The 14191-nt window shown below is 71.7% G+C and carries 12 protein-coding genes and 1 pseudogene; 9 read left to right on the top strand and 4 right to left on the bottom strand.

The genetic code is table 11. The features are described 5' to 3' along the window. The first annotated feature begins 99 nt into the window (after positions 1–99). The gene (locus tag ACZ7OY_RS33680) at positions 100–1020 is read left to right on the top strand and encodes an ATP-binding cassette domain-containing protein (protein WP_471914966.1); all 921 of its coding nucleotides are present in this window, start codon (positions 100–102) and stop codon (positions 1018–1020) included. Further along, entirely contained in the window at positions 1017–1841 is an 825-nt protein-coding gene (locus tag ACZ7OY_RS33675) for an ABC transporter permease (RefSeq protein ID WP_471914965.1), read from the top strand. The genes ACZ7OY_RS33680 and ACZ7OY_RS33675 overlap by 4 nt, the downstream gene beginning before the upstream one ends. 39 nt (positions 1842–1880) lie before the next feature. Here the strand turns inward: ACZ7OY_RS33675 and ACZ7OY_RS33670 are convergent, their stop codons facing one another. Beyond that, a complete protein-coding gene (locus tag ACZ7OY_RS33670) occupies positions 1881–2444 on the bottom strand; it encodes a dihydrofolate reductase family protein (RefSeq protein ID WP_471914964.1) in 564 nt (187 codons plus the stop codon). A gap of 365 nt (positions 2445–2809) precedes the next feature. On the opposite strand from ACZ7OY_RS33670, the gene ACZ7OY_RS33665 reads away from it, so the two are divergent. Further along, positions 2810–4411 (top strand): TROVE domain-containing protein, encoded by a 1602-nt coding sequence (locus tag ACZ7OY_RS33665; protein ID WP_471914963.1) that lies wholly within the window; start codon positions 2810–2812, stop codon positions 4409–4411. A gap of 83 nt (positions 4412–4494) precedes the next feature. Here ACZ7OY_RS33665 and ACZ7OY_RS33660 read toward each other — a convergent pair whose 3' ends face one another. Together ACZ7OY_RS33660 and ACZ7OY_RS33655 are read right to left on the bottom strand one after the other, a co-directional pair. Beyond that, positions 4495–5034: a hypothetical protein gene (locus ACZ7OY_RS33660; protein WP_471914962.1), complete on the bottom strand. Its 540-nt coding sequence runs from the start codon at positions 5032–5034 to the stop codon at positions 4495–4497. A gap of 53 nt (positions 5035–5087) precedes the next feature. Continuing rightward, positions 5088–6440 (bottom strand): tetratricopeptide repeat protein, encoded by a 1353-nt coding sequence (locus tag ACZ7OY_RS33655; protein WP_471914961.1) that lies wholly within the window; start codon positions 6438–6440, stop codon positions 5088–5090. A gap of 154 nt (positions 6441–6594) precedes the next feature. On the opposite strand from ACZ7OY_RS33655, the gene ACZ7OY_RS33650 reads away from it, so the two are divergent. The 6 genes and pseudogenes from ACZ7OY_RS33650 (at position 6595) to ACZ7OY_RS33625 (ending at position 13622) form a co-directional block, all read left to right on the top strand. Then, on the top strand, positions 6595–7197 hold the full coding sequence (locus ACZ7OY_RS33650) for a hypothetical protein (protein ID WP_471914960.1): 603 nt from the start codon (positions 6595–6597) through the stop codon (positions 7195–7197). Between the two features lie 169 nt (positions 7198–7366). Further along, positions 7367–8860, top strand: coding sequence for a methyltransferase domain-containing protein (locus ACZ7OY_RS33645; protein ID WP_471914959.1), 1494 nt, complete (start codon positions 7367–7369; stop codon positions 8858–8860). 127 nt (positions 8861–8987) lie between these two features. Further along, a pseudogene (locus tag ACZ7OY_RS33640) lies at positions 8988–9500 on the top strand (nucleotide triphosphate diphosphatase NUDT15); the annotation flags it as partial. Between the two features lie 175 nt (positions 9501–9675). Further along, positions 9676–10839: a hypothetical protein gene (locus ACZ7OY_RS33635; RefSeq protein ID WP_471914958.1), complete on the top strand. Its 1164-nt coding sequence runs from the start codon at positions 9676–9678 to the stop codon at positions 10837–10839. Positions 10840–11198: 359 nt separating this feature from the next. Further along, on the top strand, positions 11199–12458 hold the full coding sequence (locus ACZ7OY_RS33630; protein WP_471914957.1) for an esterase/lipase family protein: 1260 nt from the start codon (positions 11199–11201) through the stop codon (positions 12456–12458). Positions 12459–12578: 120 nt separating this feature from the next. After that, positions 12579–13622, top strand: coding sequence for a phosphotransferase family protein (locus ACZ7OY_RS33625; protein WP_471914956.1), 1044 nt, complete (start codon positions 12579–12581; stop codon positions 13620–13622). Positions 13623–13644: 22 nt separating this feature from the next. Here ACZ7OY_RS33625 and ACZ7OY_RS33620 read toward each other — a convergent pair whose 3' ends face one another. After that, positions 13645–14106, bottom strand: coding sequence for a GNAT family N-acetyltransferase (locus ACZ7OY_RS33620; RefSeq protein WP_471914955.1), 462 nt, complete (start codon positions 14104–14106; stop codon positions 13645–13647). Positions 14107–14191: the final 85 nt, after the last annotated feature.

Genomic DNA, 14191 nt, shown 5'->3' with positions numbered 1-14191 from the left:
CATCAGTCCGCGGACGTACGCCCACGGGCTGGTCCGGGCGCACGATTGCCGCCCACGGCCCCATGCCCGGACGGGGCTCCGGTCGGCAGTGTGGGTGCCGTGATCGAAGTATGCGAACTCACCAAGCAATTCGGTGGCAGGACCGCCGTCGACCATCTCTCCTTCACCGTCCGGCCGGGCCGGGTCACCGGATTCCTCGGCCCCAACGGAGCCGGCAAGTCCACCACCCTGCGGGTGATCCTCGGCCTGGACGCGCCCACCACCGGCGCCGCCACCGTCGATGGCGTGCCCTTCCACCGCCGCCCCCGCGGACTGCGGTACGTCGGCGCCCTCCTCGACGCCGGGCAGGTCCACGGCGGCCGCAGCGCCACGGCCCATCTGTGCGCTCTGGCCCGCAGCAACGGCATCCCGCGGAGCCGGGTGGACCAGGTGCTCCAGGAGGTGGGGCTGGCCGAAGCGGCGGACCGCCGCATCGGCGGCTTCTCCCTCGGTATGAAGCAGCGGCTGGGAATCGCCGCCGCCCTTCTCGGTGACCCGCCCGTGCTCATGTTCGACGAGCCGATCAACGGGATGGACCCGGAGGGTGTCCTGTGGGTACGTCGGCTCCTGCGACGCCTGGCCGCCGAGGGGCGCACGGTCTTCCTCTCCAGCCATCTGATGGCGGAGATGGAGAACACCGCCGACCATCTGGTCGTCATCGGCCGGGGCCGCCTCGTCGCCGCCGAGCCGCTGCGGGACTTCGCGGCGCGCAGCACCCGGAGCAGTGTCCTGGTGGGGACACCGCGGACCGCCGAGCTGGCGGCCCTGCTGACCGCGGCGGGAGCCTCGGTCGAGCCGGAAGGCTCGGCGGGAGCCGAGACGCTCGCCGTGACGGGTCTCCCGGCCGACCGGATCGGGGCGCTGGCCTTCGAGCACGGTATCCGACTGAGCGAACTGACCACCCGTGCCGCCTCGTTGGAGGCCGCGTTCATGGACCTGACCGCCGACAGCGTCGAATACCCGGCAGGACAGCCTCGATGACCACACTCGCCTCCCGCTCCCCGGCCGCTTCGTCCACCGGGCCGCCCGCCCGCTTCGGCGACCTGCTCGCCGCCGAGTGGATCAAGGTGCGGTCGCTGCGCTCCACACCGTGGACGATCGCGCTCACCCTTGTGTTCGTCCTCGGGGCCTCCGCGGTGGCCACACTGACGGACCGGGCCGCGAGCTCCGGTCCCGCCGATTTCCGGCCTTTCGACGCCTACCCGGCGGCCGGCTACTGGACGCTGATGCTCATCGCCGCCTGCATGGGTGCCCTCACCGTCGTGAGCGAGTACAGCAGCGGCCTGATCCGCGCCACCACCGTGGCCGTCCCGGCCCGCGGCTCGGTGGTACTGGCCAAGGCGGCCGTCACCGCCACCGTGTGGACAGCGGTCGGCACGGCGGCCTCCACCGGTTCCTTCCTGGTCCATGTGGCCGTCCTGGACGGGCACGGTGCCGCCGTTCCGGTCACTCACCCCGGGGTGTTCCGGGCCCTGGCGGCATCCGCGTTGCTGGCTCCGGTATGTGCCCTGGTCGGTCTGGGCCTCGGCGTGCTGCTCCGGCATGCCGCCGCGACCACGGGCACCAGCGTGTTCACCCTGCTGATGCTGCCCACCATGTTCCCGGAGAGCAACCGCTGGTCGGCGGACGTCAAACACAGCCTGGTGTCGGCCGCCTGGAACCGTCTGGTCCAAACCTGGGAGCCGGACCCCGCGTCCCTGGGCTACACCGCCACGGTCACCGGCTCCTGGATCGTGTACGCGCTCTGGCCGCTGGTCACGGTCGCACTCGCCGTACTGGCCGTGCGGCGCCGCGACGTCTGAGTGTGCCTCCCGAGGAACGGCGGGGTTGCGGAACGGCTTTCAGCGCGCCACGCGGTAGCGGACGTAGACGAACCTCGAACCGAAGGTGCGGGTCTCGACGAGTTCGAGATCCACCCGGCGCTCGTGCCGGGGAAAGAACGGGATGCCGCCGCCGACCAGCACCGGGTGGACCACGGCCCGGTACTCGTCGATCAGACCGGCCGCGGCCGCCTCGGCGGCGAGAGTCGCACCGCCGATCGCGATCTCGCCCCGGCCCGGCTCGGCCCGCAACCGCTCGATCTCCTCCACCAGGCTGCCGGAGGCCAGGCGGGCGCTGCCCTGCACCTCCGACAGCGTGGTCGAGAACACCACCTTCGGGAGCGGATTCCACAGCGCGACCCACTCCAGCTGGGCGTCGTCCAGCGACGGATCCTGGTCGGCGGTCTCCCAGTACAGCATCGTCTCGTACAGCCGTCGCCCCAGCAGATGCACACCGACGTCCCGGATCTCGTCGATCCAGAAACGGAAGACCTCGTCGTCAGGCTCCGTCCAGTCGAAGCCACCGTCCGGCCCGACGATGTAGCCGTCGAGCGACATACCCATCGAATAGGTCACGCTGCGCATCGCAACTCCTCCTCCGTAGCGGCTTCGACAGTAGGACCGCCGGTGTCCGCAGGACTCATCGCGGCGCGCCGGACCCCCAAAACGACCACCCGCCTGACGTCCGAGCGCCGGCCGGCCACGGTCCCGCATAAATCGCTGGTGCGCGATCCGGTGGTGCTTGTACGTTGGCATCGCGACCGCGCCTCCGATGCGCTCGGCTGCGGCTACTTCTTCCGAAACCAAGTGACGCCGCCGCCACCTCTGATCTCGGCAGGCGCGGGCGCCTTCGCCCCGTCGACCCTTGCGGCCGGGGCCGTCCGTTCCTTTGAATCCGGGGGGATTCACTGCCTCGTTACGCCCCACGCGTCTCCAAGATCTGGTCCGAGATGCTCGTGGCCCCGCATGTCTCGGCGGCCGCCGTCTCCCTGTCCCCGCCACAACCGGTGCACGCGTTCTCGCCGCCCGTCTGCACCCACGAGGGCGGCCGGGCCTTCGTCCGGGAGCCCCGCGAGGAGCTCTTCCTCCTCGCGGTCGGCAACTTCGTCTCCCAGCAGACCTTTTACGAGAGCGGTGCGGAACGGGACGACCGCTACGTCCGCCTCGTCGGTGAACTCGCCCTCCAGGACCCCGAGTGGACGGCCGGCCTGCTGCGCTGGCTGCGCGGCGAGGGCAACATGCGCACGGCGTCCCTGGTGGGCGCCGCCGCGTACGTACACGCCCGGCTCGAGGCCGGGCACTCCGGGGGCCCGTCCAACCGGTCCGTGATCGACTCGGTGCTCCAGCGCGCCGACGAGCCCGGCGAGCTGCTCGCCCACTGGATCTCGACGTACGGGCGCAACGTGCCGCAGCCGGTGAAGCGGGGCGTCGGCGACGGCGTACGCCGTCTGTACACGTCCCGGTCCCTGCTCAAATACGACACCCCGTCCAAGGGCCTGCGCTTCGGCGACGTGCTCAACCTGGTGCACGCCTCCCCCGACCCGGACAAGCCCTGGCAGGGTGCGCTCTTCCGGTACGCCCTGGACCGCCGCCACCATCCGGAGCGCGCGGTTCCGCCGTCCTCCGACCGTCTGCTGACCGCCCACCGGACGCTGATGGAGGCGGCTCCGGACGAGCGGCGTGCCCTGGCGACCGGACCGGGCGGCTCCGGACGGCTGACCGCGGCGGGCATGACGTGGGAGGTACTGGCAGGTTGGCTCCAGGGTCCGCTGGACGCCGCCGTCTGGGAGGCCGTGATCCCGGCGATGGGGCCGATGGCGCTCCTGCGGAACCTGCGGAACTTCGACCAGGCGGGAGTCTCGGACAATGTCGCGGCCCAGGTCGCCGCCCGGCTCTCGGACCCCGCCGAGGTGGCCCGGTCCCGGCAGTTCCCCTTCCGCTATCTGGCCGCTTACCGGCACTCGCCGAAACGGCGCTGGGGCGCCGCGCTGGAGCAGGCGCTGGGCCACTCCCTGGCCAACGTACCGCCCCTGCCCGGCCGGACCCTGATCCTGGTGGACCGGTCCGCCTCGATGTACTACGCCGGCGTCTCCGAGCGGTCGAAGCTGAACTGGGCGGACACGGCGGCCGTGTTCGGCACCGCGGTGGCCATGCGCGCCGAGCAGGCGGATCTGGTGGAGTTCGGCTCGACCAGCACGCAGGTGCCGTTCGAGGCGGGCGAGCCGGTGCTCGGGGTGCTGAAGCGGTTCCACCATCTGGGCGGCACCAACACCACGGAGGCGGTGCAGGCCCACTACCGGGGGCACGACCGGGTCCTGATCGTCACCGACGAGCAGGCAGCCCACTGCTGCCAGGGTGAACCGACCGAATCGGTCCCGCCCGACATCCCGGTCTACACCTGGAACCTTGCGGGGTACCTGCCCGCCCACGGCCCGACGGGCCCGCACCGGCACACCTTCGGCGGCCTCACGGACGCCGCGTTCCGGCTGGTCGGCCTGATCGAGGCCGACCGCGAGGCCGCCTGGCCGTGGACCGCCGAGGAGTCCTACTAGGGCCATTCGTTTGGATCAGGCCGGCCATGACCGACCTGTTGCCCGGCCGACCCGCGACGCCGGACTGATCCAAACGACAGGCCCTAGGAGCAGCCGACGGCGTCGAGGGCGTGCTCTTTGAGGAACGCGCCTGCATGGGCTGCTGCTTCTTCCGCTGTCGCGTATCGCGTTGCGTCAGCGACCGGGCCTGATGTGCCGTCAGCGCCCCTGCCCGTCCAGCTCCAGTCACCGGCAGCCGCCTGCATCAGCTCGGCCGTCCCCCCGAAGAGCGCGAGCGTGCTCCTGCCCGTTGCCGCGGGCGCCGGGCGACCGACGGCGTCGGGCCATTTCTTGCGGGCACCCTGCCGGGTGATGCCCCAGACCGCCCCCAACTGCTCGTAACTTGCACCGTAGGAGCCCGCGGTTGCTGCCGCATGCGCGGTCAGGCGCCTGACCTCGGCATCCATCACCTTCCAGGCGGCCAGGACGGACAGTGCCACTTCGACGGGATCCGCTTCCCACATGCGGCCCACGGGCAGCCCGGTCTGCCGGGAGCGAATGGCCGAGGCCAGTGGATTCAAGGCGTCATAGAGGGCCTTGTCGAGTTCTGCCTGCTCTTCCGGAGTGATCTCAGAGACCGTCATACGACAACTCTAGTTACCGCATGGGATTACGACAAATAAAGTTACCGACTGCTTCAGAACGGAGGCTCCTCGCTCCAGGCGATGGCCGAGGGCTGTGGTGGCGTGGGGTTGACCTGGTGCAGGACTGCCACGGCCTCCTCGACGCGGCCGAGGTCGATGAGGTGTCCGGCCAACTCGTGGCTGTTCACGGCGGCGTGCGGTCGCAGGGCCGCGACGGCCTCCTCGGTGCGTCCGGCGCCGGCCAGCAGTTCGGCGATGTGCGGCGCCGCGTACGAAGTGCCGCCCTCGAGGTGAGCCCGGGCCCGCTCGATCGCTTCGTCGACGCGGCCGCAGGCGGCCAGCAGCGGAAGCCGGATCCAGAACAGGTCCCACTCCTCCTCGCCAGGGCGCTTCAGGAGAGCGTCGAGGTGGGCCAGGCCGTCCTCGGGGCGGCCCGCTTCGGTACAGAGGGTGCACAGCACGTGGAGAATCCAGTCGTCGACCCCGCCAGGCCGACCGGCCAAGGCCCGCATCACCTCGATCGCCTCGCCCCCACGGCCGTGCCGCGCCAGGAGCAGCGCGAGCTCCACCGTCATGTTGGCCGAGCCGGCGGAGGAGCCGTCGGCCTGCCGGTACACGCCGATCGCACCCTCCACGTCCCCGCGTTCCTCCAGCAGTTCCGCAAGGCGCCGCTTGGCGCACCCCAGCGACTCGGTCTCCGCGTAGGCGCGCAGTTCCGCGGTGCGGTCGTGCCGGGCCAGCAGGTCGGCCAGTTGGTCGCGGCCGTTGACCGAGGTGGCGTTCCGGGTCCGTAGCAGGGCTATCGCTTCGTCGATACGGCCCTGGCGTTCACGGATCACGGCGAGCAGACCGATCGCCGTGTCGGGATCGAGACCGCGGCAGCACCACGGACTGTCGCAACGGTGCCCGTCCGGGATCCGGGCGGCGAGCAGTGCCGCGGCCTCCTCGTCATGGCAGGCGCCCGCCGCCACGTCGACCAGGGCCGCGGCCAAGGAACGGTCGTCGATGTACGGCCGCAGCAGGGTGAACGCCTCTTCGCTGCGGCCGTGCCGGGCAAGCAGTCTCGTGTAGTACTCCAAGGCCTGCGGATGCCCGAGCTTCATACGGTTCCGGGTCAGCACGATCGCCTCGTCGGCCCGTCCCCAGCTCTCCAGCAGTTCCGCCGTGGTCGTGGTGGCCGTCCACGAGCCCGTGGCGCGGTACGGGGCGAGGATCTCCAACGCCTCGGCCTGCGAGCCCTGTTCACCGAGCAGTCGCGCCCACTCCCGCGCGCAGAACCACTCCCCCCGGCCGGCCCAATACCCCACGCGCTCGGCATGGCCGAGTTCGAGAAGGCGGGAGACCAGATGCGGCGGTATGCAGCCCGCCTGCGTGCGGGCCCGGTAGTCGAGATCGGCAGCGTCCACGGTGACGTACCGTAGTGCCTGCCTCTGACACCGTGCCGATGCCCGGTGCGGAGCCGACGGCCACAGCCACGGCCACAGCCACAGCCACAGCCACGGCGCGATCATGAGTAGAAGTACTCATGACGCCCGGCGGCCCGCAGGAAAGGATCGGGGGATGACGACGCGAGCGAAGACGAGAGCCCGGCTCGGGATGCTGACGTTGGCGGTGACGGTCCTGTCGGCGGCAGGGTGCGGAACCGAGCGGGCCGGGGACGCCGCCGACGCGTACCCGAGTTCGCATCCGACGCCGACCGTCATATCCACGCCCAGCACACCGGCCGACTTCCCCTGTCCCGGCGAGAGCCCCAGCCCCGAGCCGACCGTTCCCACGTCCGCCGCCACTCCCACCTCGACCGGGTTGCCGGTCGACCACTACGCCGAGAACCACGGCTTCAGGGTGCCCATCCCGCTGCACGGCCAGAACCGCTGCAAGGGGCTCGCCGCCGTCGCGCGCGTCAAGAAAGCGCTGGAACCGCTGCGCGAGCGTGGCGACTTCGCCCCGGACAGCGTCCGCAGCGCGCTCACCAGCCTCGGCTACTCCGCCGGGAAGATGCAGGTGTACCAGGGCGGGTCGGCCGCCGGGGTCGGCTTCCTCATCGACATCGGCGTCTCTCCCTGGTGCGTGGAGGGCACGATGACCAGGGACTCCACCAAGGCGGACGCCTTCGGCGGCTACCCCGACGGCAGCAACTGCGAGCCCCCGAGCGGCGGCCACTGACCGGATCCCGGCCCGGCGGGTCCGGAGGACGGCGAGGTCGTGCGCGATCTCGCCGACCGCCGCGGAGCGTGCGTCGTGGGCCGGTCGGCCCGTCCTCTTCTTGAGACCGCCGCCGCCGGGGAATGACATGTCCGCAGACCGCCGCCACCGGGAAGGGACATGCCCGCACATGTTCACCACACAGGAGGAATGGGACCGCGGTTACGCCGACGGTCTCCGCTATCGCCGACTCGGCGACAGCGAGCGCCTACTGCTGGCCGCTCACACACCGGCCCCGGCCGAAGGACGGGCCCTCGACGTCGGCTGCGGGGTCGGGGAACTCGCAGCTCACCTGGCCGGCCTCGGCTACTCCGTGGACGCCGTCGACTGGTCCGCGACCGCTCTCGCCGAGGCCGGCGCCCGCTACGGAGGGGCGGTCCGCTGGCTTCGCCTCGACATCGAAGGCGACGACCGGGGCCCCCTGCACGCCGACGGATACGACCTGATCACCCTGCGGTTCGTGGCTCCGTTCCTCACCTCCCGCGACCGCACCCTGCACGCACTGGGCCACCAGCTGCGCCCCGGGGGCACTCTCGTGGTCATCACACCGCTCATCGCCGACACCCCGGCCCTGCGGCACGGCATCGCCCTCGGCGAGGACGAACTCGCGGCACTGCAGAACCGCTGGTCCACCGCCGAGCGTCACGACACCGAGGGGCTGGCTCTCATGTTCCTGCGGGGCCCGCTCCGGAGCGCGGCCACGCCGGACAGCCCGCTGACCGTCGCCGTACCGGGCATGCCGTCCGGCGCCCGCGTAATCGAGCCCGCCGGGGCCGCCGTCCCGCGCCAGCATCACTTCCATCTGCTGGGGCGCTACTACGGCCAGGTGGAGTCGGGGCGGAAGACCGTCGAGGTACGCGTCGCCACCCCGGAGAAGGCCGCCGTCGAAGCCGGGGACACGATCGTCTTCCACGACCGGGACAGCGACCGGGAACTCGATGTCGTCGTGCAGCGGGTCACCCGGTACGACTCGTTCGAGGACCTCCTGGACGCTGAGGATCCGGCACGCGTCGATCCCGACGCGCCGCGCGAGGAACTGCTCGGTGCGCTCCGCGGCATCTACCCGCCGGACCGGGAAGCGCTGGGCCCGCTGGCCTTCGCGTTCGACCACCGGCCCGCGCGGCCCGGCCGGTCCATGCCGATGCCGCCGTCGCAGTACGTGCAGACCGTGCCCCACCACACGGTGTACGGCTGCCTGTACGTACGCGACGAGCACGACCGGCCCGTCCAGCTGCGCTCGGTGTACGGATCCCGGCACTGGCAGTTCCCGGGCGGCAATCTCGACACCCGGTCGGAGGATCCTCTCCAGACCGCCCGTCGTGAGACCGTCGAGGAGACCGGGCTAGAACTGGCCCTGGAGACACCGAAGTTGCTCTTGACGCACTTTCTGCACGCCGGGCCCCGGCTGCCCTTGAACAAGGTCGGCTTCATCTTCGACGGAGGGCGCCTGAGCGCCGACCAGCTCCGCCGGATCCGCCTCGATCCCGCGGAGCACGACATGTGGGCCGTCCACGACCTCGCAGCGTGGCGGCAGTTGATGGCGCCGGGTGCGTTCACCCGCCTCGACGCCGTCGAACGCGCCCGGCTCGGCGAAGGCCCGGCCTACCTCGTCACACACAGCTGAACCGGATCGCACACGCACGAAGCCGGATCGCAGCACCCATGAAGGAGACACCGTGACCACCGAGGACATCGGCACCCAGGCCCGGACCGTCCACGGACAGCGCCCGCCCACCCGCTCCCACCTGCCGCCCGTACGCCTTTCCAGCCGCCCCCGCACCAACCGGCCCCCGGTACCGCACGCGGCCGTCGGGGTCGGAGTGGTTCTGCTCGGCGAGCAGGGAGTGCTGCTGGGCCGCCATCGGCGCGGCACCCTCGAACTGCCCGGCGGCACCGTCGAGGCCGGGGAGGCCTTCGAGTCGACGGCAGTGCGCGAACTCGCCGAGGAGACCGGTCTGGTCGCCCGCCCGGACGACGTCAGCCTCCTGGGGACGCTGGTCGACCACGTCGACGGCGTCGTACGGGTCACGGTGGGCGCCCTGGTGCACGCCTGGCAGGGGCAACCGGACACGCAGCCGGGCGAGCGCGTCGGCGACTGGGCGTGGTATCCCCTGGACCGGCTGCCCGACGGCCTGTTCGAGTGCAGCGCGCAGATCCTCACCGCCTGGCGCCCCGGTCTGCCCATCGACCATGCCCCCGCGCACTTCACGCCCTTCGCTTCCCGCGCGCCCCGCTCCACAACCACGGCCGAACGCCCCGCTTGACAGCCACCCCTACCAGATCAGGCACCAGTAAGGGCCGTATTGGCCGATCTCGATCAGACCGCCTTGCGGGATCAGAGCCGGGTCAGGCGGTCCGACAGCCGCCAGCGAGCACGCCGGGTCGCCGACGGCTCCGGCAGCGGCCATCCGTCGGGCGGCGTCCACCGCCGCCCAGGTCGTGACCCAGGTCGTCGTCGCCGCTCCTCCGGCAGTGGCCGACGGCCTCGGTGTTGCTGGTGCCGTCGGTGCGGCCGTTCGGGTGAGGGTGGCGGTGGGGGCTGGTTCGGCTGTTCGGGTGGGGGTGGGTGCAGGCGTCCGGAAAGGAGTCGGTGCGGTGGCGGCCGGGCGGCTCGGTCGCGTCGTCGAGGACGACGGCCTGGGTGAGACCGGCGCTGCGGTGGGCAGTTCGGTAGGCACTCCGGTGGGCGTCGCGCTCGGGTACGGCGTCGCGCTCCGGTACGGCGTCGCCCTCGGCGTGCGCCCGGCAGACGGGGCGGCCGACGGAACGGCGGACGGGGCGGCCGTGGTCCGGAGCGGAATCGGCCCGATGCCAGTCGGTGCCGGGGGGACCACCAGCGGTACGGAAGAGACGCCCGCCGGAGTCGGCGGAACGGCCAGCGGCACAGGAGAGACGCCCGCCGGCACCGACGGAACAAGCATCGGTACGGGAGAGACGCCCGCCGGAGTCGGCGGAACGGCCAGCGGCACAGGAGAGACGCCCGCCGGCACCGACGGAACAAGCATCGGCACAGGAGAGACGCCCGTCGGAGTCGGCGGAACGGCCAGCGGGACAGGAGAGACGCCCGTCGGAGTCGGCGGAACGGCCAGCGGGACAGGAGAGACGCCGGGCGGGGCCGATGGAACGACCAGCGGGACAGGAGAGACGCCGGGCGGTGCCGGTGGAACGAGCGGTGGGACGGGGCCGGTGGCGCTCGGCGCCGGTGGAACGAGCAGTGGGACAGGGCCCGTCGCGGTCGGCGCCTGTGACATGACCGGTGGCACGACGGGCGGGACGACCGGCGGCGCGGCACCGGTGGCAGTCGGTGCCGGAGGAACGACCGGCGGGACGGGACGGGTCCCGGTCGGCGGCGGAGGAACGACCAGTGGGGCCGGGCCGGTGCCGGTCGGCGCCGGCGGTACGACCGGTGGAACAACCGGCGGGACGGGCCCCGGGGTGAAGCCTGGCGGGGCCGGTTGCCGGCTCGTCGCCGTCGGCCGGGGCGTCGTCGTGCCCGTCGGCGTACGGGCCGACGAGCCCGAGGGCTTGGGCTCGGGCTTGCGGGTGGGTATCGGGCTCATCGACGGCAGGGACAGGATGCCGGAGCGCGACGGCGTCGGGTGAGGCGTTCCGCCGCCGGACGACACCAGTGCCCAGATCCCGTAGCCGCCCACGACGAGCAGCGTCGCGCCGCCCGCGATCCATGGGGCCTTTCGCGCCGGGCGCCGGTGCCGATTCATGATTCACACTGTCCAACCGATCCCCGACGGCCTCAACCGGGGATCCGACCCGGTCTCCGGCGAAAGTGGCGCCAGGGCGGGACGGTCGCCCCCGGTGATCGGGCAACCCCCGTACGGCTACTTGGAGTGGCCGTCTGCATACTCGTCGTGACTATGCTGCGCGTGGCGCCGATCTCGCGGCGCCACGCGGACGGGACCGGGCACTCCGGTCGGTCCGCGACAGACGCAAGGAGTCAACCGAACATGTCGATCCCTGTCGTCGACGTCTGGGGCCAGGTCTCCCCCATGGCCCGCTCCTCGTTTCCCCCCGCACCCGAGCCGCACGACGTATGGTCCCTCGCCGGCGGAACGGCCTGGATCTACTACAGCCCGCTGAACCGCAGGCAGCTCGTCAGGCCCGTCATCCTCTCCGACGGCTTCTCCGGCGGGTCCAGCAACCTCGACCAACTCTGGCACGGCCTGGAGGAGAACGGCGACTACCGCTTCATCTCCGAACTCCACGCGGCCGGCCGGGACGTGATCATCCTCGGCTACGACGACCGCACGGCGTCGATCACGGACAACGCCGACACCGCCATCGAATGCATCCGCCGGGCCATCGGCGAGCGGGTGGGCCGGGCGAAGCTGGCCGTGGGCGGCTTCAGCATGGGCGGACTGGTCACCCGCTGCGCACTGGCCAGGATGGAGCACGACCCCTCCATGCCCGACCACGAGACGTCCCTGTACTTCTCGTACGACACACCCCACCAGGGCGCCTGGTTCCCCATCGCCCTCCAGGCCTTCACGCACTACGCGACGGACAAGTGGGGAGACTCCCCCGGCGTGGGTCCCCTCCTGCGTCAGCTGTCCGGGCTGCTCAACAGCCCCGCCGCGCGGCAGATGGCTCGCTGGCACATCGAAAAGGTCGGCGCCACCCCGACGCAGGCGCCGGAGCGCGTGGCGTTCCTCAAGAAGCTCGACGAGCTCGGGGGTTGGCCGCGCAGCGTCCGCAAGATCGGCGTCGCCAACGGTGTGGCCACCGGCAACGGCAACGGTGTCAAGCCCGCCGCGACCGCGGTCAGGTGCGACGGTGACACGCTGCACGACACATGGCTCAAGACCCAGGCGCAGGGCGACCAGGTCGTCGCGCGTCTGCAGCAGACGGGCGACGCGGCCACATCGGTTCGCACCAGCGGGCTGCCCGACATCGACGGAGCTCCCGGCGGCCTGTTCACCGTGCCGTCCCCCGCGGGCGACACCGGCAGCTTCGGCCTGGCCGCGGCCCTGATGGCGCTGCTCGGCAACACCGTGGACCAGGACGTCATCAGCACGTCCTGTTTCATCCCCAGCATCAGCGCCGTGGACGCCGGTGAGATCGGCGACCAGAAGGCGCTCTACCGCCCGGTCACACCGGCGGACAGCGCACTCGACGCCATGCTGTGCGCCGGCCGCAACGAAGGACACACCTCCATGACCGAGGAACTCGGGGCATGGATCGTGAACGAGATCGTCGCCTGCGGGTGACCATCGGCTGATCGCCGGGGTGGGCGGGCCCACTACCGAAGGCCCGCCCACCTCTCGGCCTGGGCGACCGAGGGAGATATCCCATGGCGCGCTCGGCACCGGCTTGATTAGGTTCTGCGGATGCGGCAATTCGGGGACATCGAAGACCTGTCGGGGCTCGTGGGGGACGCGCTGGGCGCGGGATGTCACGTCGTCGCGGTGGACCGGTTGCGCGGGGGAAGCAAGAAGGGCGTGTACCGGGTCCGGCTCGACGGAACCCGCGCGGCCAGCGTGATCGTCTACCGCTGGGCCGAGGCGGAGAACTACTGGCCGACAGCACGCGAGGCGGACCCGACGGACCCGTTCGCGCCGGCCTCCGGACTGATCCCCTTCCTGACCGCGCAGCGCACCTTGGACAGCCTCGGGGCACGGGTTCCGCGGCTGCTGCTGGCGGATGACAGCCGGCGCCGCTGTCCGGCGGACGTCGCGGTGGTCGAGGACGTTCGCGGCGGCACGCTCGAAGCGCTCTTCGCGACCGATCCCGCGCGCGCCTCGCGGACGCTGGGCGAGCTCGCCGGCATGCTCGAAGTGATGCACCGTCATCAAGGCCCGCACTACGGCAGGTTGGACCTGCTGGAGCGCGGCGGCTCCGTCGGCGAGGTCACCTGCGAGCAGCGGGTCCTCGACCGCGCCCTGCGAGATCTTGCGGAGGCGGCGGGGCGTGACGGCCGCGTCGCGGCAGCCGGCACCGCACTGCGCGACCGCCTGTACGAACTGGCCGACCGGGTGAGCCCGCGCACGGAGTACGGACTGGTCCACGGAGAACTCGGCCCCGACCACGTCCTGGTCGACGCCGAGGGGCGCCCCGTCCTGATCGACATCGAGGGCCTGATGTACTTCGACGTCGAATGGGAGCACGTCTTCCTCCGCCTCCGCTTCGGCGAGCGGTATCCCGCGCTGGCCCGGCCCGGCCTCGATCCACGGCGGCTCGACCTCTACCAGCTCGCGATGCGCCTGTCGCTGGTGGCCGGTCCACTGCGTCTCCTCGACGGTGACTTCCCCGACCGGGCGCTCATGCAGGGCATCGCGGAGCACAACACGAAGGAGGCACTGGCGCTCCTGGCGACAGCATCAAGTCCCCGCCCCGCACACCACGGGACAGGGCCCTCACAACGCGCCCGGTAGCCCCGTTCCGGCCGGACGGGCGTCAGCGGGGCCGGTAGTCGAGGGTTCCGAGGGGCCAGTGTGTGGTCAGCCAGGTGGTGACGGCCGCGTACAGGGGTGCGTCCAGCTCGGCCTTGTCGGCGCGGACCCAGGAGCGCACGTCGGTGTCGTGGTCGTCGCTGCGGGAGGGATAGATGTAGACGCAGCCGATCACCTCGCCGCCGGCCGGCTCGATGACGGTGTAGGTGAATCCGCGGCGACGGGCGAAGTCGTCCGCGTGACGTTGCAGGTCGGCGAGGTTCGCCTCCAGGGACATCCCGTCCACCGGGGGCCAGCCCCAGTCGCGGAAGCCCGGGGTCGCGCGGATGTGCTCGATGCTGCCGCTCCAGGCAGCGTGGTCGGCGGCGTTGTGCCGGGGTCCCAGCGGCTCCAGCCGGAACTGCGGGGTGGTCAGGTCCGCGGGGACGACGAAGTCCTCGGATACGAAGGCACGGTCGTCGGTCATGGGACCGAGGCTAGGGGGCCGGGCGCACGGGCCGCACCTCAATTCGGGCACCGGTTCGGGGTGAGCGGTCCCCGCCCCGAACCGG

This window comes from Streptomyces sp. NPDC107559 (assembly GCF_055657365.1).
The sequence above is the reverse complement of the archived record's forward strand: the minus strand, read 5'-3'. Positions and strand labels throughout refer to the sequence as shown.